Origin of the sequence: Neisseria sp., from assembly GCF_030523955.1 — a bacterium.
Taxonomy (GTDB): Bacteria; Pseudomonadota; Gammaproteobacteria; order Burkholderiales; family Neisseriaceae; genus Neisseria.
Window position 1 is genome coordinate 1 of the sequence record NZ_JAUNHL010000043.1, and the last position, 24306, is coordinate 24306.

Sequence of the window (24306 nt, forward strand, 5' to 3'; positions counted from 1 at the left end):
GCAACGGCACGCTGGACATCAAACTGGCCAAAGAACTGACCGGTCTGACCTCGGCCGAATTTACCGATGCGGCGGGCAACGTCACCAACTTGGGCGGCAACGGCCTCACCATCACTCCGGCTAACGGCAATCCGGTCAGCCTGTCTGAAAGCGGTCTGAACAATGGCGGCAACGTGATTTCCGGCGTCGCCAACGGCGTAGCCGACAACGACGCGGTAAACATGTCGCAACTGAACGCAGCAGCAGCAGCGGCAGCCAATAAAGTGGCGGCCGGTCAGAATATCGAGGTAACGGAAGCGCAAAACGCCGACGGCAGCACGACTTATACCGTCGCCACTGCCAAAGACGTAAGCTTCGACAGCGTTACCGCCGGTAGCGGTGCCAATCAGGTGGTATTGAATGACTCGGGCGTGAATGTCGGCGGCAACACCTACATTTCCGATGCCGGTTTGAATGCCAACGGTAAGAAAGTCAGCAACGTTGCGGCCGGTGACGTCGCTTCCGGCAGCACCGATGCGGTAAACGGCGGCCAGTTGTACAACACTGCTAACAGCGTAGCCAATGTATTCGGCGGCAATGCCGGGGTTAATCCCGACGGTACGGTGAGCATGACCAATGTCGGCGGTACCGGTGCCAACAACATCAACGATGCCATCAGTGCGGTTAACCAAGCTGCCGTTCAGGCGAAAACTACGGTAACGGCCGGTGACAATATGGTGGTGACGCCGAGTACCAATGCCGACGGCAGCACCAACTACACCGTTGCCACGGCCAAAGACGCAAGCTTCGACAGCGTTACCGCCGGTAGCGGTGCCAATCAGGTGGTATTGAATGACTCGGGCGTGAATGTCGGCGGCAACACCTACATTTCCGATGCCGGTTTGAATGCCAACGGTAAGAAAGTCAGCAACGTTGCGGCCGGTGACGTCGCTTCCGGCAGCACCGATGCGGTAAACGGCGGCCAGTTGTACAACACTGCTAACAGCGTAGCCAATGTATTCGGCGGCAATGCCGGGGTTAATCCCGACGGTACGGTGAGCATGACCAATGTCGGCGGTACCGGTGCCAACAACATCAACGATGCCATCAGTGCGGTTAACCAAGCTGCCGTTCAGGCGAAAACTACGGTAACGGCCGGTGACAATATGGTGGTGACGCCGAGTACCAATGCCGACGGCAGCACCAACTACACCGTTGCCACGGCCAAAGACCTGACGGTTGACAGCGTAACGGCGGGCAATACCGTGATCAATAATGATGGCGTAAGTATTGCCAACGGCCCGAGTATGACGACGGGTGGTGTGAATGCAGGTGGTCAGAAGATAACCAATGTGGCGGACGGTGAGATTGCCGAGAACAGCAAAGATGCGGTTAATGGCGGCCAGCTCTACCAAACTAACCAGGCTATCAATAATCTGGGAAATGCGGTAGTGAATATCGGCGGTCAGTTGAACAAGCGGATGGACACTATCGAGGCCGACGCCAAAGCGGGTACCGCTGCCGCAATGGCCGTGGCCGGTCTGCCGCAGGCTTATCTGCCCGGTAAAAATATGATGGCCGTCGCTGGCAGTACTTACCGAGGTGAGCAAGGTTACGCTGTCGGCTACTCTGGTATTTCCGATAACGGCAACTGGATCATCAAAGGTACGGCTACCGGTAACTCCCGTGGTCAGTATGGTGCAACCGCAGGTGTAGGTTATCAATGGTAAACCCGTTGTTTCAGACAGGCATTTCTATGAAAAGCCTGTCTGAAAACCAAGCTCTATAATATAAAAGGAAATAAATACTATGAAAAAAATCATGCAATCAGGTGCAGTATTGATGTTGGCCGCCGTATTGTCTGCTTGTGCAACCAAGAGCGATGTTAAACCGGACGGCACTACCGATCATCCTGTTTTCCCAGAAGTTAACCGCATTTCTCCTTCTTTTGCTAACAAGATGGGCACTTTCCCAACTGCCGATGAATTGGCGCAGATTAAAGCAGGTATGACCAAAGACCAATTTTATAAGTTGCTGGGACGCCCGCACTTCAATGAAGGTATGTTCGCCGTACGCGAGTGGGACTATGTATTTCATTTTCATACCCCGGGCCAAGGTACCAATGACGTAACCACTTGCCAATTCAAGATTATTTACGATCTCGATAAATTTGCCCGTAGCTTCCACTGGAAAGCAGTGGATCCGGCAGATACTGTTTGTCCACCAAGTAAACCGGCTCCGGCAACCCAGCGGGTGAGTATTGAAGCCGATGCGCTGTTTTCCTTTGATAAAAGCGGGGACGGCGACATGAATTCAGCCGGTAAGGCAAAGCTGGATGAGTTTGCAGATAAAGTTAAAAAATTTGATCAACTGAACGCTATCCGCATCATCGGCTATACCGACCGCTTGGGCAATGAAACCTACAACCAAGGCCTGTCTGAACGTCGTGCCGAAACCGTGCGCCGTTATTTGGTGAATCGCGGCGTACCTGCCGGCGTAATCAGTGCCGAAGGCCGCGGCGAGAGCAATCCGGTACAACAATGCAGCGATAGCTTGTCGCGCCAAGCTTTGATTGAGTGCTTGCAACCCAACCGCCGTGTAGATATCGAAGTGGATGGTTCGGGTAAGCTTTAAATGACAAATCAATGAGAACGTGTTCGTGTAACTGAATGCTTCAAGGTGGACAGCTTTATGCTGTCCACCTTGAAGCATATTAACAAAACGCGGTAGCACGTGAACAAACGCGCCGCACTTGCTTGTCGGGCTGCTTTGTTTTAAAGTTAGGCAAATTTTTGCTAGGTATACAAGACTATGAAAATTACAATTATCGGCGCCGGTGCATGGGGTACTGCTCTGGCCATTCATTTTGCGTTACACAATCATCAAGTAGCCATGTGGGCGAGAAATGCTGAGCATTTGTCTGCTATGCAGGCTGAGCGCGAAAACAAACGCTATTTGCCCGGTTTCAAATTGCCGGATAGTCTTACCGCACATAGTGATTTGGACGCTGCATTGGAAGGCAGCGAACTGGTTATGGTGGTAACCTCGGTAGCAGGTTTGCGTGATAGCGTAGAGTTGTTGAAACAGCATGGTGCAGGTCACCTGCCGGTGGTAACCGCCTGCAAAGGCTTTGAATTGGATACCGGTTTGTTGACCTTCCAAGTGGTTAAGGAAGTTCTGCCCGATAATGAAAAAATCGGTGTACTTTCCGGCCCGAGTTTTGCACAAGAGTTGGCAAAACAACTGCCTTGCGCAGTGGTGTTGGCTTCGGAAAACGAGCCATGGATCAATGAAATGGTTCAAGAGCTGAATACGCCCGTTATGCGCCTGTATGCCAATACCGATATTATCGGCGTTGCCGTCGGCGGTGCAGTGAAGAACGTAATGGCAATTGCAACCGGCTTGTCCGACGGCTTGGAATACGGCTTGAATGCACGGGCGGCTTTGGTAACACGAGGTTTGGCCGAAATTACCCGTTTGGCCGTAGCTATGGGTGCCCAGCCGAAAACTCTGATGGGATTGGCCGGGATCGGCGATCTGATTTTGACCTGTACCGGTGCATTGTCGCGTAACCGTAAAGTCGGTTTAGGTTTGGCAGAGGGCAAAGAATTGCACCAAGTCTTGCGTGAAATCGGACATGTGGCCGAAGGCGTACCCACTATCGATGAAGTATTTGAAGCAGCTTGCCGCTATCAAATCGATATGCCGATTACGCAAATACTGTATCAGCTAGTACGCAAAGAGTTGCCGGTAGAAGAAGTGATGGAACGCTTGATGATGCGCGAAGCTAAATCCGAATAAGCCGGAGGCCTGTCTGAAACGGAGGCCGAGTTTTCGCCTCCTTAAGTATTTGATATAGAATTATTTTGAGAAGATTATGAATCAAGCTTTAGACAAACTGGAGGCAACAGTGTATCTGCTGGCTCAGAAATTCGAAACCCAGCTGGGGGAAAATCGCCGCCTGCAGGATGAAATACGCAGTCTGAAAGAAACACAAGAGCGGACAGAACAACAGCATCAGGTGGCTATAGATGAATTGAGCGAAGCTCTTCTGGTACAGGTGACCAAGTTGAAAAATGACTTGCAGACTAAAATAGACAGCCTTTTGGCTGAAAATCAGCAATATCGCAGCCAGCTGGAGCAAAATGCCAGCCAAATCCGTAATATGTTGGCACGCCTGCCGGCCGAACGACGCAGGGAAGGTGAGCAAGAATGAGCGAAATCGTACAAGTTAGCGTAGATATTATGTCGCGCCAGTTTAAAATTGGCACGCCGGAAGAAGAAAAAGAAACATTGGTTCAAGCGATTGAATTACTGAATCAAAAAATCGCCGCTGTGAAAGAGGCTGGAAAGATTGTTGAAAGTGATAAAATTTTGATTATGGCCGCGCTCAATGTCGTACACGATTTATTGAAAATGACCATGCAAAACGGTTTGGCAATCGGTGAATTTGAGCGTAAAATAAATGACATGGTAACGGTATGCGAGCAAGCATTGGCAAAGGCATCGGTAGAGAAGCCGTAACCTAGAATTTCTTTTTTTCCCTGCAGTGTTCGAGAAGGCATATATTCCTTTGAACCAATACGTTCGCTTAAGGTTGCCGGGAGTGTAGTGGGCGCGAGCGTTCTTTATTTGAATGCACCCGAAACTGCCCGAGGTGACCGCCTTGTCTGACAAGGTTCAAGCGGATTGAGCCGAAACGGCACGAGCGGGGAATCCCTTTCAAACCAGCGGTTGTTTTTGACAACCGTTGGTTTTTACATTAGTAGTTTGATTGCGTAGCAGGATGTCTGGTAAGGCCTGAAAAACAACATTTTCCTTATCTCTCGCTGTAAATGACTACGCTGACTTTCAATAGAATTGACAGAAAGACAATTCGTCTTTAAAATCGGTAGCTTTCTATATATTTATTTGGATTATTCCTCATGAAAACCTTTTCAGCAAAACCGCATGAGGTGAAGCGTGAATGGTTTGTTATCGATGCCGAAGACAAAGTTCTGGGTCGCGTAGCAGCCGAAGTCGCCAGCCGTTTGCGTGGCAAACACAAGCCAGAATACACCCCTCACGTTGATACCGGCGATTACATCATTGTCATCAATGCCGACAAACTGCGTGTTACCGGTGCCAAACTGGAAGATAAAAAATACTACCGCCACTCCGGTTATCCGGGCGGTATTTACGAGCGTACCTTCCGCGAAATGCAAAACGAATTTCCGGGTCGCGCTTTGGAAAAAGCCGTTAAAGGCATGTTGCCCAAAGGTCCTTTGGGCTACGCCATGATTAAGAAATTGAAAGTGTACGCCGGTGCCGAGCATCAACACGCTGCACAACAACCCAAAGTTTTGGAAATCTAAGGACACGACATGAACGGTAAATATTACTACGGCACAGGCCGCCGCAAAAGTTCAGTGGCTCGTGTATTCCTGCAAAAAGGCAGCGGCCAGATTATTGTAAACGGTCGTCCGGTTGATGAGTTTTTTGCGCGTGAAACCAGCCGCATGGTGGTTCGTCAGCCTTTGGTGCTGACTGAAAACGCAGAAGCGTTCGATATCAAAGTAAACGTAATCGGCGGTGGTGAAACCGGCCAATCAGGTGCTATCCGTCACGGTATCACCCGCGCGTTGATCGATTATGATGCCGCTTTGAAACCGACTTTGTCTCAAGCTGGCTTTGTTACTCGCGATGCGCGCGAAGTTGAGCGTAAAAAACCTGGTCTGCGCAAAGCACGCCGTGCTAAACAGTTCTCTAAACGTTAATTGTTGCGACAAGGAATGTTTATCAAAATCCCTGCTTCGGTGGGGATTTTTGTTTTTTGGTAGTGCAAGATAGAGGTGAGATATATTCCCAGAACGGGGCTGTGCAAAATTCGCAAGCTTTACCGGAATTTGACACATAATCAATCCACTGAATAATGAAGCACGCATGTCATACTCGCGGTTGATTTGAGTATCCCCAATAGGCTGAAATTTAAGAGTCAGATCAAGTCTGAATATGAAGGAACAGTTGTTAAAGTTAATTCACTATATATAGCGGATTAACTTAACTTTCGCTACGGCGTTACTGCGCCTTGCCGTACTACTTGTACTGTCTGCGCCTTGCTGCCTTGTATCGAAAATGTGTGAATCCGCTATATAGGCCTGTCTGAAAATATTTTCAGACAGGCCTGATATTTGATATTCATATCCTGTTTAAGTTAAGCTCGGGTAGGGCATATGTCATTTGGTGGAAGAAACGGCTACCGCTTGGATATACAGTTGTAAGACTGCCGTCGCTTGTATTTGCCATTCATTTTGCGGGGGTGGTGCGGCGGTTAACTTCGCCAGCATGTTTCCCAGTAAAAGAGTGCGTTCTCGGCGGGGTAGGCCGGCAAAGGCGGATAGGGCGCAGGAGAGTTTTTGCCGAGTACTGCCATCCAATTTACCTTGTTGGGTTATCCATGTTTGTATGTTTTCCAATAGGGTGGCGTGAGCATATTTTTCGATGGAGTCGGTAGGTTCGCCGGTATTTTTCAGACAGGCATTCACCGTCAGCCATGCTAAGGTCTGCGAGGCATCGAGCGTATGGTGCTCTAATAACCGGTCTAATTCGGTTTTTAGGTTTTGCCGTTCCTGTTCGGGCAGTGCGGCAACGGAGGGCAGCAGATATTCCAGCAGTGTGCGGTGTAGCGCCGGCGGCAAAGGGTGTTGTTGCAGACGGCGGTAATAGGCAAGCCGCAAGGGATGGGTAATTTGCCATTGTTGCACGGTACCATTCAGGGCGGCGGGTGGTGAGATTAAAACGGTTAATACCACCAGCAGGCGTTCGTTATCGCCCTCGGCGCTCAGCCAATGCCGCGGATGCTGCCGCAGCAAAATTTCTGTGCGTTGCTGAAGATCGGGGTGGATGCTTTGCAAAATGGCGGCAAATTGTCGGCCGCGAATCGGGGAATGTTTATCGGTGGCGGCGTTGCCGGTGCCATGCCTGTCTGAAAAATAGCCGGCGGAAGATAGGGCGTAAAATTCGAATTTCCGGCTTTGTGCCAGACGGATATCTGCTTCCCAGCGGCGGGCTTTAACCGGGTTGAGACGAGCGATGCGGGAATGGATGTCCGGATGGGTGGCGGCCAGTTTGTCGAAAATATCGGTTTCGTGTATGCCTTCGAACATAAAGTGCGCGTATTCGGCGGCGTGTGGCGAGCGCAGACGACGGTCGGGTGCGGTGGCGACTTTGTAGAGGGCACCGGCTAAGCCGTCGCTTTGGCGGGTAAATTGGACGGCAGAGGCGTCGGCCAGATATTCGCGCTGGCGGCTGATGGCGGCTTGTATCCAGCTGGCGGCCAGTGAGCCGGTAAAGCCCAGGCACAGTAATATGGCGCCAAACAGGGCGGTGGGAAGGCGGAAACTATCGCGGCTTTTGGAGGTGAGGCCGTCGCCGTCTAAAAACAGGCGGCCCAGACTGGTGATCATCTGTAAACCGTATAGGCAGCCGCACAATTGCATATTGCGGCGCATATCGCCGTTGAGGATATGACTGAATTCATGTGCCACTACGGCTTGTAATTCATTGCGGTCGAATGCATCCAGTGCACCTTGTGTGATGCCGATAACGGCATCGCGTTGGTTCATGCCGGCAGCAAAAGCGTTCAGACTGGCATCAGGCAACAGGTAGACTTTGGGCAGCCGTACGCCGGAGGCAATGGCCATTTCTTCTACTACATTGAGCAGTCGGCGTTGGGTAAAAGGGGAGTGTTTGCGGATAAGCCGTTGCCCGCCCAATGCTTCGGCCACAATGTGGCCGCCAGCCGATAATTGGCGCAAACGCCACCAGCCTGCACCGGTAATCAATGCGATGACCAGTATGAATACGGTGGCAAATACCGGTTTGTGTATGCCTATGCCTGAGTTTGCGCCTTGCAGGGCGGGATAGAGCGAGCTGAGGAAGGCGGTTGCTGCGGCTGTTGATAGGGCGATGGTGATAACGGCCAAGACATATAGCCAGAGCAGATGCATGCTGATACGGCGGGCGCGGATTTGGTGTTGGCGAAAACGCATTCGATTTTCCCCTGGTTGCCGGGCGGTGTCAGTGCGATGGGCCGGAGTGGTTCAGGCTGATACGCGGCGCCTGCTGGATGGCGGTGTGGTCGTCAAATTCCAGTAAAGCCGCATTGTGTTTGTGGCCGAAAAAGTCGGCAAACAGCGAAGCCGGGAAGGTTTCGCGGGCATTGTTGTATTCCATAACCGCATCGTTGTACGCTTGCCGGGCAAAGGCCACCCGGTTTTCGACACCGGCCAGCTCTTCGTGCAAATCCCTTATCGCTTGTTCGGCATGCAATTCTGGATAGGCTTCGATTGCAATATTCAGGTTGCGCAGCGCAGAGGTAAGCTGCTGCTCGCCTGCGGTGAACGACAGGATGCCGGATGCGTTGTCTGGCTGGGCTGCGGCCGTCTGCAGTAAGCTTGCGGCATGGTTGCGTGCTTGGGTAACGGCTTCGAGGGTATGCTTTTCGTGTTTCAGATAGGCCTCAACGGTTGTAACCAAATTGGGGATCAAGTCGTGGCGGCGTTTGAGTTGTACTTGGATTTGGGCGAAAGCATTGCGGTATTCGTTGCGCGCCCGTATCAGGCGGTTATAGATAAAAACGGGTAGCACCACAAACAAGCCGGCGAATGCCAAAAAGACTATGAAATTTTTCATTGTTTTCCTCGTATTATTAATTTTTATCGGGTGGCGGTAGTATAGCAGAATCGATGGTGATCTAATATATCCTCAGTCTTATCAGTGAAATGGCAGTAAGCAAAACGTGATGCCGCAGACGAAGGCTTAGTCGGCCGGCATGCTTTTTAAGGCGGTATCCGTATGGTGGACGATTTCGTTGAGCTGCTTGAGCAGTCTCTCGGATTTTTCCGGATCGTCGTTGCGGATGATTTTTGGTAACTCATCTTCCAGCCGGTTGATGTGGCTGTGGATGATGACATCTTTTACCGCCAGCAGATTGGCGGGATTCATGGAAAAACGGCGCAACCCCATGCTCAGTAACAACCGGGTGTAATGGGTGTCGCCCGCCATCTCGCCGCAGATGGAAACAGGTTTTCCCATACGGTTGGCGGTACGGATGATATGGAACAGCAGATTGAGTACAGCAGGATGTGCAGGTTGGTACAGATAGCTGACGGCATCGTCGGAGCGGTCGACCGATAAGGTATATTGGATGAGGTCGTTGGTGCCGATTGAGATGAAATCGGTAAGTTTGAGTAAAACCGATACGGTCAGCGCGGCGGAGGGAATTTCAATCATGCAGCCGATTTTCGGCAGGCCGAAAGGTTCGTTGCGCTCGGTGAGTTGCCGTTGGGCGGTTTCGAAGTGGATACGGCATTGTTTGAGCTCATCGACCGAGGTAATCATCGGCCACATCATGTTGACCGGGCCATATTGGGCGGCGCGCAGAATGGCGCGCATTTGGGTGCGGAACATCAGCGGCTCGGCCAGGCTCAGCCGGATGCCGGTGAGGCCGAGCGCCGGATTGGTGCAGCCGTTGATGGAGCCGTTTTGGCCGAACCAGCGCGGGTTTTTGTCGACTCCCAAATCGGCGGTGCGGATGGTGAGTGGTTTGCCTTTGAGCTTTTTGACGATTTCGCTGTAAACGGCAAATTGCTCGTCTTCCGAGGGAAGGGAATCGCGGTTGAGATAGAGGTATTCGCTGCGGAACAGGCCGACGCCGTCGGCACCGGCTTTATTGAGGGTTTTGATGTCTTCCGCCGATTCGATATTGGCCAGCAATTCGATGTTGATGCCGTCTTGTGTGGTGGCGGCCGTGTCTTTCAGCTTGTTGAGTTCGCGTTTTTTGCTGCGGAATTCGCGCAGTTTGCGGCGGTATTCAGCCAGTACGATGTCATCCGGGTTGATAATCAGCACGCCGTTGCTGCCATCGACGATCACCCATTCGTCTTCGCTGATTAAATGGCGCGCTTGGCGCAAGCCGATAACGGAGGGGATATCGAGGCTGCGGCCGAGAATGGCGGTGTGGCTGGTGGGGCCGCCGGCATCGGTAACGAAACCGGTGATTTGCTGGTCGCGGAAGTGTACGGTATCGGCAGGCGATAAGTCGTGGGCGATGATGATGGTGTCGTTCAAGAGATCACTGCTGATTTTGAACGGATTGCTCAGCCCGATCAGGTTGTTGTGGATGCGTTCGGCAACTTGCAGCATATCTTGCTTGCGCTCGCGCAGGTATTCGTCATCGATGGCATCGAACTGTTCGCTCAGGCGCTCGGTTTGGATTTTTAATGCCCATTCGGCATTGATGCGCTGATCCTCGATGATGTCTACCGGTTCGCGCGATAGGGTGACGTCGGTGAGCAGCATCAGGTGCAGCGAAATAAAGGCGCCCAATTCGGTAGGAGCGTTTTCGGGAATGCTGTTGCGCAATTGTTCGAGTTGGCGGCGGGTGGCTTTGATGGCGGCTTCGAAGCGTTCGGTTTCTACCGCGACTTCCTCGGCTGCCAGATTGCGTTGCGGCACTTCATCGAAGCCGCGCACAATCAGGTGGGCACGACCGATGGCGATGCCTTTCCCTGCGGATACGCCGTGCAACACGATGCTCATGTCTATTCCCCTTCGCCGAAATAATCGTTAATCAGTGCGAGCAGCGCTTGCATGGCTTCCGCTTCGTCGACGCCGTCGGTTTCCAATTCGATGGTGCTGCCTTTGGATGCGGCCAGCATCATCAATCCCATGATGCTTTTGCCGTTGACGCGTTTATCTTTGCGGGTAACCCATACTTCGCATGTAAAGCCGGAGGCGGTTTGGGTGAATTTGCTGGAGGCGCGGGCGTGCAGGCCGAGTTTGTTGATGATTTCGACTTCTTGCTTGAGCATGGTCAGCAGCTTTCTTCGGGCGGATTGGTGATGGCGATGATGCCGTCGACGGCGGCTTTACGCACGCATTCGGTAAACGCGAGCAGGTCGGTGGAGGTGGATGAATATTGTACGGCTTTAATCATCATGGGGGCGTTGAGGCCGGTGAGCATGGCGACTTTGCCGGGAACCACCAGTTTGCGGGCGGCGTTGCAGGGCGTAGCGCCGAAAATGTCGGTGAGAACCAATACGCCGTGGCCGTGGTCGGCTTCTTCGATCATGGTGAGAACGTGTCGGATGATGTCTTCGTGGTCTTCGGTACGCTCGACGCCGAGCAGCATCACGCTTTCGGGTGGGTCGGGGAAAAAATGCTGGGCGAGGCTGCGGTAGGCGTTGCCTAGCGATTCGTGGGTAACGATGATAATGCCTATCATGGTAGTGTCCTTGGTTTGTTTTCAGACAGGCATAGGCCTGTCTGAAAGCGGTTGCCGAGGGTTGCCGCTTTGTATTTATATTTGCTTTTTTTAATGTTGTTTGAGCGCGTAAATTTCACCCAGATTGCGCCAGCAGCCGGCAGCGTCCATACCGAAGCCGAATACGTAGCGGTTGGGTACGTTCAGGCCGATGTAGTCGCCGTAAACGGGCTTTTCTTTGTCGATTAATTTGTTGGCGAACACGGCTGCCCGACAGCTGGCGGCGCCCATTTCCAGCAGTTTTTCGCGGATGGCGGCCATGGTATGGCCTTCGTCGAGGATGTCGTCGAGAATCACGACGTGGCGGCCTTCGATTTGCTCGGGTTTGGGCATACGTAACCAGTTGAAATTGCCGCCTTCGAGTTTGTCGCCGTAACGGGAAACATGGACGTAATCGAAGTCGAGCGGAAAGCGCAACAGCGGTAACAGCTGGCCGGTAAAGACGACGGCGCCGCCCATTACGGGCAGCAGCAGCGGATATTTGTCGCCCAAGTCGCGGGTGATGGCGTCGGCAACCTGCTGCAAAGCGGCACGGCATTCGGATTCGGTAAACAGCAGCTCCGCGCTATCGAGCAGGGCTTGGGTGGATTGGCGTTTGGTATCGATGTCCATGATGTTGCCCTTTGAGGGAAAAGGAAAGCGTATTATAGCCAATACTATTCGTTTTCGATACAAGGGAAGTTCTTTGCAAAATGCGGAAGGCATTATCGAAAGTTTGCCTTCTGTTTCGCTTGGGGGGGTGGCTGGAATATTTGTTCGGTCTTTTGAGAAAACAAGGTGTTCGGGTTAGGACGGAAAATATGACGCGAAATGGTTGCCAAGTAAGTGGCTTAACTTAAATATATCGGCCCAATGCCGGGAAAAGGTGTTCTCTGATGTGCAGGCTTTTACGAATGCCTGTCTGAAATGATTTGGACGGTAGTCTGCGAAACAAGTGCCGGCTGTATGATTTTGAAAATAAGAGGTTATAATCACTGATTTTTTCAGACAGGCATTTATGCAAGACGTTTATCGTGATTTAGAGGCGATCGATACGCCCGAAGTACGCAGGTTTGCGGCTGAAGCGCATGCCGAAACGCAGGCACGCTTTGCCGGCTCTGCCCGTTATCAGGCTTTGCGCGACGATATCGCGGCGCAGTTGCGCGACGAGCGGCAGATTCCGTTTTGCCAGGAACACCGTGCGCGGATGTATCACTTCCATCAAAGTGCGGAATATCCCAAAGGTGTATACCGCGTTTGTTCCGCCGCCTCTTACCGTGCCGGCATGCCCGATTGGCAAGTGTTGTTCAGCGTGGCCGATTTTGATGAAATTCTGGGCGACGACGTGTATCTGGACGGCGTTTCCCATTATGTGGAACAACCGCTGCGGGTATTACTGAGCTTGAGCGTGGCCGGCGGCGATGCGGCTTATACGCTGGAATTCGATTTGGGCAGCGGTTCCTTGGTAGAGGGCGGTTTTCATTTTCCGCCCGGCAAAAATCACATTGCATGGCGCGATGAAAACAGCGTGTGGGTGTGCCCGGCTTGGGACGAGCGGCAGCTGAGCGTGTCCGGCTATCCCTGCGAAGTATGGCTGTTGCAACGCGGCCAGACATTCTCCGAAGGCTTGCCGGTTTACCGTATGGCGCCCGAAGGCGTGATGGTGAATGCTTGGCGCTATCTCGACGGCCAAGGCGCGCCGATTGATTTGATTGAATCGGCCAGCGGTTTTTTTACCAAAGAATATCTGCAAGTTTTGGCCGACGGTCAGACAATCGCCTTGGGCTTGCCGGACGATTGCGATGTGGTCGGCTATCTGGCCGGCCAGCTGTTGGTTCAGTTGCGCAGTAGTTGGCAGAGGGCGAACCGGATTTATCCGGCCGGCTCGCTGCTGGCGGTGAAGTTGAATAAAGGCGTGTTGGGAGAGGCGCACTTGCTGTTTGAGCCGGGTGAAATGCAGGCGGTTGAGAGTGTGGAAACCACCAAGCGCTTTATTGTAGCCGGTATTTTAGACAAGGTTTCCGGCAGGCTGATGGCGTGGAAGTGGCAGGATGGTGTTTGGCAGCCGCAAGCGGTTCCCGAATTGCCGCACGGCGCGCTGGAGATAGCCGACCAGCCTTGGGGTGGCGATGTGCTGTATCTGGCCGCCAGCGATTTTGTTACCCCGCTGACACTGTTTGCGCTGGATTTACAGGTAAACGAGTTGAGCGTATTGCGCCGCCAGCCCAAACAGTTCGATGCTTCGGGCATAGCCGTGCAACAGTTTTGGGCAAAATCGGCCGACGGTGTGGAGGTGCCTTATTTTCATGTCGGACGCCCCGGCGGCCGGCATACGCCGACGTTGGTTTACGTTTACGGCGGCTTTGGCGTGGCCGAGCTGCCGCATTATCTGGGCAGTATCGGCCGGCATTGGCTGGCGGAAGGCCATGCTTTCGTGTTGGCCAATGTGCGCGGCGGCGGTGAGTTCAAATACTGGCACCGTGCCGCGCAAGGGCGCAACAAGCATAAAAGCGTGGACGACTTGTTGGCGGTGCTGCGCGACTTGGCCGAACGCGGCTTGAGTTCGCCGCCGCATATCGCCGTTCAAGGAGGCAGTAATGGCGGCTTGGTAAGCGCTTCGGCTTTTGTGCGCGAACCGTACAGTATGGGGGCGTTGGTGTGCGAGGTGCCGCTAACCGATATGCTGGGCTACACCCGATTATCCGCCGGCGCCAGTTGGATAGACGAATACGGCGATCCGCAAGACGAAGCCATGCGCGATTACTTGGCAGACTTGTCGCCCTACCACCAATTGGGCAAGCAGAACCATTATCCGCCGGCGCTCATCACCACCAGCCTGAGCGATGACCGCGTTCATCCGGCTCATGCCTTGAAGTTTTATGCACGATTGCGCGAATATTCGCCGCAAAGCTGGCTGTATGCACCGGAACAGGGCGGGCATACCGGTAATGGTACGCAAGACGAAACCGCAGCCGAAATGGCGCTGGTACTGAGTTTTTTGCGGGAATGCCTGTCTGAAAAAGACAGAAAATCCGCTGAAATGAAGTGAAAATCAGCCAAGCGGCGGCTATCTGCTGTGTTTTTTCGGGAGATAAATGAAGTTTTTACAATCGCTTACCCGCGATTTGCAAAGTCCACTTGTCAGCCAAAATAAGCCTATGCTAGTATGCCGCCTAATCCCTCAATAACACCGCCCAGGTGTATCTAATCAATATTAGATGGCAAACTCTAAATAGATTCGGTACAATTACCTGCTGAATCAATTTAATTAACCACGCCGCAAGGCAAATTAAGGACGAACCGACATGTCAAATATCGAACAACAAGTGAAGAAAATCGTTGCTGAGCAACTGGGCGTTAGCGAAGCCGAAGTTAAAAACGAATCTTCATTTCAAGACGATTTGGGCGCAGACTCTTTGGATACCGTTGAGCTGGTAATGGCTTTGGAAGAAGCTTTCGGCTGCGAAATTCCTGATGAAGATGCAGAAAAAATCACTACCGTACAATTGGCAATCGATTACATCAACGCTCACAACGGCTAATTGTCTGGTTTAAACAAACCAAAAAGCCCCTGTGCGCGGGTTGGGCCTGCACACGGGGGTTTTTGATTGCAAACCAAACAGCATTTTACCGATAAGATTGGACAACAGCCCGTCTGCCGCCTTGTCTTTGCGAGGTATCATTCGGATGGTGTGGCAAAGCGAGATCATATTATGAGTCAGAGAAGAGTGGTTATTACCGGCTTGGGGCAAATATCGCCGGTCGGCAATGATGTGGCAACAGCTTGGGATAACTTATTGAACGGACGCAGCGGCATCGGTATGGTTACCCGTTTTGACGCCTCGGAGTTAAACAGCCAGATTGCCGGCGAAGTACGCGGGTTTGATATTGGCGAATACATCAGCGCTAAAGAAGCGCGCCGTATGGATAACTTCATCCACTACGGTATAGCCGCTTCCCTGCAAGCGATTGCCGATGCGGGTTTGGACGATGCGCCTGATTTGGATAAAGAGCGTGTCGGCGTGAATATCGGTGCCGGCATCGGCGGTTTGCCCAGTATCGAAGCGACCGGTATTGCCGTTCAGGAAGGCGGCGTACGCAAGATCAATCCCTTCTTTATCCCCGGCTCGCTGATTAATATGATCGCCGGCCACGTAACCATTTTGAAAGGTTATAAAGGTCCGAGTTTCGGCATGGTGTCGGCCTGTACCACCGGTGCGCATTCTATCGGCGACTCCGCACGCATGATCAAATACGGCGATGCGGATGTGATGATTGCCGGCGGTGCCGAAGGTGCGGTGTGTATGCTCGGTATGGGCGGTTTTGCAGCGATGAAGGCGCTGTCTACCCGCAACGACGATCCGGCCACCGCTTCGCGCCCGTGGGACAAAGGCCGCGACGGCTTCGTGATGGGCGAAGGCGCCGGTATTTTGGTTTTGGAAGAGTTGGAACACGCGAAAAAACGCGGCGCCAAGATTTATGCGGAATTGGCCGGTTTCGGCATGAGCTCCGATGCCTACCACATCACTGCGCCTAATGCCGAAGGCCCGGCTTTGGCGGTAAAACGTGCATTGGCCGATGCCGGCTTGAATGTTGACGATATCGATTATGTGAACGCACACGGTACTTCTACCCCGCTTGGCGATGCCAACGAAACCAATGCGTTGAAACTGGTGTTCGGCGAACATGCCAACAAATTGGTGGTGAATTCGACTAAATCGATGACCGGCCATCTGTTGGGTGCAGCCGGCGGTGTGGAAGCGGTATACAGCGTGTTGGCGGTGAAAAACCAAGTGTCGCCGCCGACCATCAACCTGTTTGAGCAAGACATCGAAGGCGGTTGTGATTTGGATTATTGCGCCAACCAAGCGCGTGAAATGAATATTCGTGCGGCGGTGTCCAATTCGTTCGGCTTTGGCGGAACCAACGGTACGCTGGTGTTCAAACGTTTCGAAGAATAAGCGTTTAGGCTTGTAATGCGGAAAATGCCTGTCTGAAAAGTTTTCAGGCAGGCATTTTGTTTTCAGGCTTTCAGACAGGCATTTCCAGCCGGGTACCTTGGAATAGGATATCCGGGGCGGCTCATCCTTTTGTTAGTCAAATTGTCATATTGGTTTGCCAACATCTTACCGGCTAAAGGCAGACCGGACGGGCGGAGTGTGGTAAAATACCAGCCGTTTTTCAACTCAATCCCGTGGAAAAAAATACCGGCAACCATTATGGACAGTCACAGTTCGATATTTTCCTTATCTCGATTGCATATCCTCAACACCTGATTCCCGTCTGAATATTGCCCGCGCGCAATAGCAGGCGCGGGGAGTATTTATGATCCAAGAAAACTTCAACGAAATTACCCAAAGCGACTTGGAACGGCTGCCGCTCGATATCGAGCGCGTGCATCAGCTGGCCGACGATTTGCTGCCGGTTTTCGGCCAGATTCAGCATAATGAACCGCTGGGCGACGAAGCGCTTAATCAGAAACTAGTTGAGCTGATGGCGATTCTTCACGAGTTGCATCCGGCCGATATGGCGACGCTGCTCGAATCGCTGCCGCCCAAAGAGCGGGTAATCGTGTGGAAACTGGGGGTGCCGGAAGACGACGGCGACGTTTTGCTGGAAGTTTCCGATGCGGTACGCGAAACCTTGATCGAGAGTATGGACAAGGAAGAGCTGTTGGCCGCCGTGGAAGACATGGATGCCGACGATCTGGCGGACTTGGCCGACGATTTGCCGCAGAATGTGATTGCCGAGGCTTTGCAAACGCGTGACGAAGAAGAGCGTGCGCAAGTGCAGGCGGCGATGTCTTATGAAGACGATCAGGTCGGCGCGGTGATGGATTTCGAGTTGGTGAGCGTGCGCGCCGATGTGAGTTGCGAAGTGGTATTGCGTTACCTGCGCCGTTTCGAGAGCCTGCCGGATCATACCGACAAGATTTTCGTGATTGATGAAAACGATGTGTTAATCGGTGTGTTGCCGATTCGTACGCTGTTGGTTTCCGATCCGGAAGAGTTGGTCGACCATGTGATGGCTACCGATGTGGTGCGCTTCCGGCCCACTGATAATGTGGAAGAGGCGGCGCAGGCATTCGAGCGTTACGATTTGGTTACTGCGCCGGTGATCGACGAAGACAAGCGCCTGATCGGCCGGATTACCGTTGATGAAATGGTCGACGTGATCCGCGAAGAAAGCGAAGCGGATATGTTGAATATGGCCGGTTTGCAAGAGGAAGAGGATTTGTTTGCGCCGATCTGGCATTCGGTGCGCAACCGTTGGGTGTGGCTGGCGGTGAATTTGTGTACCGCCTTTGTGGCCAGCCGTGTGATCGGCGCGTTTGAGGGCAGCATTGAGAAAATCGTGGCGCTGGCGGCGCTGATGCCGATTGTGGCCGGTATCGGCGGCAATTCGGGCAACCAGACCATCACCATGATTGTGCGGGCGATGGCGATGGGGCAGCTTTCCGATATGCAGGCCGGGCGTCTGCTGAAAAAAGAAGTGGGCGTGGCGCTGGTAAACGGCGTGATTTGGGGGACGGTGATGGGCGCAGTGTCGTGGCTGCTGTACGGCAATCTCGGCATCGGCTTGGTGATGGTGGCGGCGATGACGCTGAATCTGTTGCTGGCCGCTACCGTCGGCGTGCTGATTCCGGTGTTAATGGAAAAATTCGGCCGCGACCCGGCGCTGGGCAGCTCGGTGCTGATTACGGCGGTAACCGATTCCGGCGGTTTTCTGATCTTTCTCGGTTTGGCAACGATATTCTTGTTATAGTGAAACCGGACAAAGCGATACGGTTTGCATCGGTTCTATATGCCAATGCCTGTCTGAAAACCGGTTGTATACCCCATATAGCGGATTAACTTAACTTTCGCTACGTCGTTGCTGCGCCTTAGCTCAAAGAGAACGATTTTGTAAGCCGCTAAAGCGGCAACAGAATCGGTTCCGTACTACTTGTACTGTCTTCGGCTTGCTGCCTTGTATCGAAAGTTAATTAAATCCGCCATATAGCCAATAAACCGAAGAAAATATCCATGTCATATTCGGGTTAAGCCCGGGCATAACGGAGCGGTTCCAGTAAGTGAATTCACGATAGGTAGAGCGGGTGTACATCCCGCTTTTTTCATGCGTTATCAGAAATATAGCGGATTAACTTAACTTTCGCTACGTCGTTGCTGCGCCTTGTCGTACTATTTGTACTGTCTGAGGCTTGCTGTCTTGTATCGAAGTAATTAAATCCGCTATAACATTTCTCAAAATCAATAGGAAACCAGATTGGTTGATATGAAACACACCATAGACCACTTGCTGCGTCACAGCGGTCTGCCACGGCTGGAGGCGCGGATGCTGTTGCAAGCGGTGAGCGGTTATGATCATGCCGCCTTGCTGATGTGCGGCAACGAATGCCTGTCTGAAAACCAAGCGGCGCAATGGCAACAATTATTGGCGCGTCGTTTGGCCGGCGAGCCGATGGCTTATATTCTCGGCAAGCGCGAGTTTTACGGCCGATCGTTCGCTACCACACCGGCCACCTTGATTCCGCGGCCGGAAACCGAGCATCTGGTGGAAGCGGTGTTGGCGCGTATGCCGCGCGAGGGTAAGGTATGGGACTTGGGTACCGGCAGCGGTGCGGTGGCGGTTACGTTGGCTTGCGAGCGGCCGGATGCGGCGGTATTTGCCAGCGACATCAGCAAAGATGCATTGGCCGTGGCCGGGCGTAATGCTGCAACACTCGGTGCCAACGTGCGTTTTGCCTGCGGCTCGTGGTATCAGGCGTTTGCGCCCGAACAAACCGGGCTGCTGGACATCATCGTTTCCAATCCGCCTTATATCGAGGCAGACGATCCGCACTTGGCGCAAGGTGATTTGCGTTTCGAGCCGGCCGGTGCACTGACCGATTTTGCCGACGGCCTCAGCGCCATTCGCGTGCTGGCCGCCGGCGGAAGAGAGCGTTTGCAGGCAAACGGTTGGCTGTTGATGGAGCACGGTTGGAACCAAGGGGAAGCGGTCAGGAAAATTTTGCTGGATAACGGTTTTGCCGAGGTAGCCACCGAACAGGATCTGGCCGGTTTGGATAGATTGAGCATGGGGCGTTGGCCGGGCGGTTAATCCGCTATAGCGAATTAACTTAACTTTCGCTACGGCGTTGCTGCGCCTTGTCGTACTACTTGTACTGTCTGCGGCTTGCTGCCTTGTATCGAAGTAATTAAATCCGCTATAAGCTTTGCCGGGCCGCCAAAACTTTCAGACAGGCATATGCCTGTCTGAAAGTTTTCGGCAGATGGATTTTGTCAGGAAAGTTTACGTTGCGACCAATCGCGCCGCATCACTTGCTGCAACAGAATCACGGTAACGCTGCCGGTAATCCAGCCAACCACCACGTCGGTAGGGTAATGCACGCCGAGGATAATGCGGGAGAGGCCCATGCAAAAGGCAAACAGCAGGGCGGCGGCGGTTAGCGGCCAGCGTTGCGGCGTGTGCCAATAGAGGATGATGATCAGCGTGGCCAAGGTGGCGGCGTAGGTGCTGTGGCCGCTGGGAAACGAGGTGTGGGCGGCTTCGGCAATGCGCGGCCAAAACTGCGGGCGCGGCCGGTTGAAAAAGTATTTGGCTACCGACATGATGCTGGCGGAAAGCAAGGTACCGAGCAGGATAAAGACGGCGCGCGAGGCGCGGTGCCGATGCCATTGCCAGCCGGCCAGCAGCAGGGCGAACAGGGCGGCATAAGGCATTTTGCCGATGACGTTCAGCACCAATGAGGCTTGTATCATCAGCGGCGTGGTGTGTTGGTGCAGCCACATCATCAGCGGCTGTTCGAAGGTAAAGCGTTCGTGTTCCAACAAGTCTTCGGCAATGTTGCCGGCTATGAGAAGCGGGAGTATGACGCTGGCAAACAGTATCAGTAAACGGCGCGGTGCGGGTATCAAAGATAGAATCTTCATGCGTGAAATTAAGGCCTGTCTGAAAAAATCACGGGAGAATATACAGGTAAATTTGGTAAAGTTTGTTCGACACGGTTAAAACTTGCATCATGTTCAAGGCAAGCTGCGAATATAGTGCAAAACTTTACATGCTGATATGCATGTTGCCGGCACGGTTAATTTTGGAAATGCCTGTTTGAAACATTGAAGCAACCGTTTATCGTGAATCCGCTGTTTATAGCGGATTCACTTAACTTTCGCTACAGCGTTGCTGCGCCTTAGCTCAAAGAGAACGATTTTGTAAGCCGCTAAAGCGACAACATAATCGGTTCCGTACTACTTGTACTGTCTGCGGCTTGCTGCCTAGGGTCTGTCGACAATTAACGCAACGGCGGTGTTTTTGGTCAAAAATCCCCGTCTGCGGCGTTAAAAATGCTCGCAAGGTGTTCAACCTTGCTATGCTTTTTGCCTGGCATACGCGGTTTTTGCCTCAAAAAACCGCTTCGCCGGTTAATTGTCGACAGACCCTAGTATCGAAGTAATTAAATCCGCTATATGGCTTGGCCGGCGGCGGCAGTTTAAATAAATACTGCCCGCCGGCGGGCGGGCAGCGGTTGGATAGACAAGCCTTAACCGGTATTGCGCAGGCCTTGGGCGATACCATTGATGGTAAGGTGCACCATTTTCAGAATCACTTGGTTGTCGGGTGCCAAGCGCAGCTCTTTGAGCAGGGCGATTTGCAGGCTGTTCAATGCGTTGAGGTAAGGAATCCGCAAGGCCAGCGAGCGGGCAAGGCTGCGGTTGTCGCGCAACAAGGTATCGGTTTGCAACAGGGATTTCAGCGCGTTCATGCTGCGCAGATACTCTGCCTTGATAATGGCAAACAGCGGATAAGCTTGCTCGGGCTGGCTGCTGAGCTCTACATAGGCCTCGGCGATATTCAAATCGCTCTTGGCCATGGCTTGTTCCATATTAGAAAGCATGGCGCGGAAAAACGCGTTGTTCTGCGCATGCTCCTGTAAAGCTTGCAGTTTTTCAGGATCTTTCGACAATTCTTCCACCGCAGTGCCGAAGCCGTACCATACCGGCAGTACCAAGCGGTTTTGCGTCCACGAGAATACCCACGGAATCGCACGTAAGTCTTGAATGCGCGCCAGTGTTTTCCGGCTGGCCGGACGGCTGCCGAGATTCAAGGAAGCGATTTCGTGTATCGGGCTGGTTTGCAGGAAATAATCGATAAAATCGGGATGGGTAATCAGCTCACGGTAGTGGGCGAAAGCATGATCGGATAAGGCCTGCATCAAGTCGGCATCCGGTTCGTTCTCTTCGTGCGGCAATAGGCTGCTCTCCAGCGTAGCGGCCACCAGGGTTTCCAGATTGCGGCGTGCGTTGCCCGGATCGGCGTATTTGGCGGTGATGACTTCGCCCTGTTCGGTAATCCGGATCTGACCGGCTACGCTGCCTGCCGGCTGTGCCAAAATCGCTTGATAGGCAGGGCCGCCGCCGCGGCCGACACTGCCGCCCCGGCCGTGGAACAGGCGCAGGCGTACACGGTGTTTGCGGAATAGCTCAACCAAGCGCCGTTCTGCCTGATACAGGCTCCAGATGCTGGTTACATAGCCGCCGTCTTTGTTGCTGTCGGAATAGCCCAGCATGATTTCCTGAATCTGATCGCGACTGGCCAATAAATCTTGATACCAAGGCAGCGAAAACAGGGTTTCCATTACCGGACAGGCGTTTTCCAGCGCTTCAATGGTTTCGAATAAGGGTACGATGTTGATGCGGCTTTTTGGTTTGCCGTTTTCTACCGAAAGCAGGCCGCTTTCTTTTAGCAACAAGGCCAGTGCCAATAAGTCGCTCGGGCGTTCGCAATTCGAAATGATGCTTTGGGTGATGGCCTGTTCGCCGAATTCATCTTTGATTTTGCGTGCTTCTTGGAAAATCGCCAGCTCTTTTTCGCTCTCGTCGGAATAGGTAACAAACGGGCTGTACAGCGGGCGCTGGGTTTTCAGTTCGCGCAATAAAACTTCTTGTTTTTCTTGCTCGCTCAATTCCGGATAGTTTTCCAAGCCGGCATGCCGGAACAACTCGGCCACTACTGCCCCGTGCTTGTCGGCGTGCTGGCGCAAATCCAGCGGCATCAGATAGAAGCGGAATACCGAAGCGGCACGGATCAAATCGCTCAAGCGGGCGTCGGCCAGCAATTTGCTGCCGTTTGCATTTAAAGATTGGCGCAGGGTCTCCAAATCCTTAATAAACGCATCAGCATCCGGATAAGGATCTTTTGAAATGCCCCAATAGCAACCGAGCGTCAACCCCAGTTGGTGTGCCTTGGCAATCAGGCGCGAGCTGATGAGGGCGATGGCGCGGCGGTAAGGCTCTTCTTCGCGCGCTATTTCGGTATCCGGCGAGCGGTTGGCCAGATTGAGTACCGCATTGCTGACGCTGACCCGGCGTACAGACAGCGGCAGGTCTTCATATAAATCATTCAATTGTGCGCGGTAATAATGAAACACCGAATCGGCGTGTTGGGTAAAAGCATGGCGCAAGGTAGAGGCGGTGACAAACGGGTTGCCGTCGCGGTCGCCGCCAATCCAGCCGCCGATATGCAGAAAGTTGGGCACTTTCAGATCGGGGTAAGTCTGTGCCAGTTGTTTCTGCATATTGCGGTACATCGCCGGCAGTGCCTGAAAAAAGCTCAAGGGGAAGATGGATACGCCGTTGTTGATTTCGCTTTCCACCGAAAGCTTGTAGTGGCGGGTTTCGCTGGTCTGCCACAGTGACAGCAGAACCGTTTCGATTTCGGTACGCAATTCGTCGCGCTCTCTTTGGTCGTGGCAGGCCGAGCGTAATTGCAATAGTGAGCGGATACGGCGGTGGAAACTTAATGTGGCCTGTCGTTGAACCTCGGTCGGGTGGGCGGTCAATACAGCGGCAATGGTGGTTTTGTTTAATTCGTTTTGCAATTCGGCTGCGGGTATGGCGGCTGCGTGCAGTTTTTCCATAAAGGCGGCAAAACTGCCTTCTTCCGGAACATCGCTGGCTTCGGCGCGGTAATCGCGACGGCGCTGGTGGTGGACATCTTCGGCGATATTCAATACTTGGGCAAACAAACCGCAAGCCAAAATCAGGTTTTGGGTTTGCCTGTCGTTCAAATGAGGAAGGGCATCGGCGATGAGTTGGGTGCTGTCCAAGCATTCCGGCAGCTGTTTGATAATTTCGCTCACTTGTGGCGTGGTACTTTGTTCGAGAATATGAATCAATGCTTGAATCAGGAATTCCGCATCTTCAGCCAGCGGTAAATCTTTGGGGTCGGAAATGTGTTGGAACCGCATATTTATTCCTTAAAAGTAACAAGTGAATGAAATCGAGCGTGTAAGTAATAACGTGATGCCTGTCTGAAAGTATTTTTAGTGATGTAGCGTTTTGTAGTCAAATCTTTGATATCTTAATTTTTCTTTTTTATTCTAAACAAATATTTGTGTTTTTGCTATGGTTGGTAAGCTTCAATAAGTTTACGCCTGACATCTTTTCGATGAAATTTGAAAAAGTGTGGCCGGATTTTGTCGGTTGAAATAATTGTTGATGAATCTGGGTGTTGATCGAAAGTGAAATACCTTGCCGATGTAAGCCATGTTTTTTGCATATGGTATGTTTGAAGCACTATTGGTTGCCAGCGGGCTTGCCAACAGAAAAAGAAAACGGGATTTTCTCGGGTAAACAATGGTAATGCCTTGTCAAACAATCAAAAACTGCCGGTGCAATTGACTATGCAGTGAGTAGTCGGTTATAATTCCGCTCTTGCCGGCATGGTGTCGGTAAATATTCACTCAACAGGACGAGAAAATATGCCTACTATTAACCAATTGGTACGCAAAGGCCGTCAAAAGCCCGTGTACGTAAACAAAGTGCCTGCGCTGGAAGCATGCCCGCAAAAACGCGGCGTATGTACCCGCGTGTACACCACTACTCCGAAAAAACCGAACTCTGCATTGCGTAAAGTATGTAAAGTCCGCCTGACCAACGGCTTCGAAGTGATTTCATACATCGGCGGTGAAGGCCACAACCTGCAAGAACACAGCGTGGTGCTGATTCGCGGCGGTCGTGTAAAAGACTTGCCGGGTGTACGTT

Annotated in this window: 20 protein-coding genes, 1 other RNA gene and 2 pseudogenes; 15 read left to right on the plus strand and 8 right to left on the minus strand. The window is 52.6% G+C overall.

Going from position 1 to position 24306, the window contains the following annotated elements; genetic code table 11:
* From Q4C79_RS09445 to rpsI, 9 genes and pseudogenes are all read left to right on the plus strand, one after another.
* The coding region (locus tag Q4C79_RS09445) for a YadA-like family protein (RefSeq protein WP_303090772.1) at positions 1-1709 on the plus strand (1709 nt) is incomplete at its 5' end.
* Between the two features lie 79 nt (positions 1710-1788).
* A pseudogene (locus Q4C79_RS09450) lies at positions 1789-2220 on the plus strand (outer membrane protein assembly factor BamE); the annotation flags it as partial.
* 66 nt (positions 2221-2286) lie between these two features.
* Positions 2287-2613 (plus strand): annotated as a pseudogene (locus tag Q4C79_RS09455) (OmpA family protein); the annotation flags it as partial.
* A gap of 177 nt (positions 2614-2790) precedes the next feature.
* Positions 2791-3780, plus strand: a complete 990-nt coding sequence (locus Q4C79_RS09460; protein WP_303090773.1) for an NAD(P)H-dependent glycerol-3-phosphate dehydrogenase — start codon at positions 2791-2793, stop codon at positions 3778-3780.
* A gap of 76 nt (positions 3781-3856) precedes the next feature.
* The gene (locus Q4C79_RS09465) at positions 3857-4195 is read left to right on the plus strand and encodes a hypothetical protein (RefSeq protein ID WP_303090774.1); all 339 of its coding nucleotides are present in this window, start codon (positions 3857-3859) and stop codon (positions 4193-4195) included.
* Complete coding sequence (locus tag Q4C79_RS09470; protein WP_303090775.1) at positions 4192-4503, plus strand: cell division protein ZapA; 312 nt, start codon at positions 4192-4194, stop codon at positions 4501-4503. The genes Q4C79_RS09465 and Q4C79_RS09470 overlap by 4 nt, the downstream gene beginning before the upstream one ends.
* Before the next feature lie 14 nt (positions 4504-4517).
* A non-coding RNA gene (gene ssrS / locus Q4C79_RS09475) (6S RNA) lies at positions 4518-4698 on the plus strand.
* Positions 4699-4904: 206 nt separating this feature from the next.
* On the plus strand, positions 4905-5333 hold the full coding sequence (rplM, locus tag Q4C79_RS09480) for a 50S ribosomal protein L13 (protein WP_303090776.1): 429 nt from the start codon (positions 4905-4907) through the stop codon (positions 5331-5333).
* Positions 5334-5342: 9 nt separating this feature from the next.
* Positions 5343-5735 carry a 30S ribosomal protein S9 gene (rpsI, locus tag Q4C79_RS09485; protein ID WP_303090777.1) on the plus strand — a complete coding sequence of 131 codons (393 nt, stop codon included), beginning with the start codon at positions 5343-5345 and terminating at the stop codon, positions 5733-5735.
* Positions 5736-6194: 459 nt separating this feature from the next.
* Here the strand turns inward: rpsI and Q4C79_RS09490 are convergent, their stop codons facing one another.
* The 6 genes from Q4C79_RS09490 to Q4C79_RS09515 all read right to left on the minus strand — a co-directional run bounded on the left by Q4C79_RS09490 (position 6195) and on the right by Q4C79_RS09515 (position 11899).
* Complete coding sequence (locus Q4C79_RS09490; RefSeq protein ID WP_303090778.1) at positions 6195-8009, minus strand: M48 family metallopeptidase; 1815 nt, start codon at positions 8007-8009, stop codon at positions 6195-6197.
* 28 nt (positions 8010-8037) lie between these two features.
* Positions 8038-8652 (minus strand): LemA family protein, encoded by a 615-nt coding sequence (locus Q4C79_RS09495; RefSeq protein ID WP_303090779.1) that lies wholly within the window; start codon positions 8650-8652, stop codon positions 8038-8040.
* A 126-nt stretch (positions 8653-8778) separates the two neighbouring features.
* Positions 8779-10560, minus strand: a complete 1782-nt coding sequence (gene ptsP / locus Q4C79_RS09500; RefSeq protein WP_303090780.1) for a phosphoenolpyruvate--protein phosphotransferase — start codon at positions 10558-10560, stop codon at positions 8779-8781.
* Between the two features lie 2 nt (positions 10561-10562).
* A complete protein-coding gene (locus Q4C79_RS09505) occupies positions 10563-10832 on the minus strand; it encodes an HPr family phosphocarrier protein (protein WP_303090781.1) in 270 nt (89 codons plus the stop codon).
* 2 nt (positions 10833-10834) lie between these two features.
* On the minus strand, positions 10835-11245 hold the full coding sequence (locus Q4C79_RS09510) for a PTS sugar transporter subunit IIA (RefSeq protein ID WP_303090782.1): 411 nt from the start codon (positions 11243-11245) through the stop codon (positions 10835-10837).
* Between the two features lie 90 nt (positions 11246-11335).
* A complete protein-coding gene (locus tag Q4C79_RS09515) occupies positions 11336-11899 on the minus strand; it encodes a hypoxanthine-guanine phosphoribosyltransferase (RefSeq protein WP_303090792.1) in 564 nt (187 codons plus the stop codon).
* 382 nt (positions 11900-12281) lie between these two features.
* Between Q4C79_RS09515 and Q4C79_RS09520 the strand changes: the two genes are divergently transcribed.
* The 5 genes from Q4C79_RS09520 to prmC all read left to right on the plus strand — a co-directional run bounded on the left by Q4C79_RS09520 (position 12282) and on the right by prmC (position 19363).
* Positions 12282-14312, plus strand: a complete 2031-nt coding sequence (locus Q4C79_RS09520) for a prolyl oligopeptidase family protein (protein WP_303090783.1) — start codon at positions 12282-12284, stop codon at positions 14310-14312.
* Positions 14313-14568: 256 nt separating this feature from the next.
* Entirely contained in the window at positions 14569-14805 is a 237-nt protein-coding gene (gene acpP / locus Q4C79_RS09525) for an acyl carrier protein (protein ID WP_303090784.1), read from the plus strand.
* Positions 14806-14976: 171 nt separating this feature from the next.
* Complete coding sequence (gene fabF, locus Q4C79_RS09530) at positions 14977-16224, plus strand: beta-ketoacyl-ACP synthase II (protein WP_303090785.1); 1248 nt, start codon at positions 14977-14979, stop codon at positions 16222-16224.
* Positions 16225-16588: 364 nt separating this feature from the next.
* A complete protein-coding gene (mgtE, locus tag Q4C79_RS09535) occupies positions 16589-18028 on the plus strand; it encodes a magnesium transporter (RefSeq protein ID WP_303090786.1) in 1440 nt (479 codons plus the stop codon).
* A 510-nt stretch (positions 18029-18538) separates the two neighbouring features.
* Positions 18539-19363, plus strand: coding sequence for a peptide chain release factor N(5)-glutamine methyltransferase (prmC, locus tag Q4C79_RS09540; protein WP_303090787.1), 825 nt, complete (start codon positions 18539-18541; stop codon positions 19361-19363).
* A gap of 182 nt (positions 19364-19545) precedes the next feature.
* Here the strand turns inward: prmC and Q4C79_RS09545 are convergent, their stop codons facing one another.
* Both Q4C79_RS09545 and ppc read right to left on the minus strand, forming a co-directional pair.
* Positions 19546-20196 carry a phosphatase PAP2 family protein gene (locus Q4C79_RS09545; protein ID WP_303090788.1) on the minus strand — a complete coding sequence of 217 codons (651 nt, stop codon included), beginning with the start codon at positions 20194-20196 and terminating at the stop codon, positions 19546-19548.
* Positions 20197-20804: 608 nt separating this feature from the next.
* Complete coding sequence (gene ppc / locus Q4C79_RS09550) at positions 20805-23510, minus strand: phosphoenolpyruvate carboxylase (protein WP_303090789.1); 2706 nt, start codon at positions 23508-23510, stop codon at positions 20805-20807.
* Between the two features lie 513 nt (positions 23511-24023).
* On the opposite strand from ppc, the gene rpsL reads away from it, so the two are divergent.
* The coding region (gene rpsL, locus Q4C79_RS09555) for a 30S ribosomal protein S12 (RefSeq protein WP_303090790.1) at positions 24024-24306 on the plus strand (283 nt) is incomplete at its 3' end.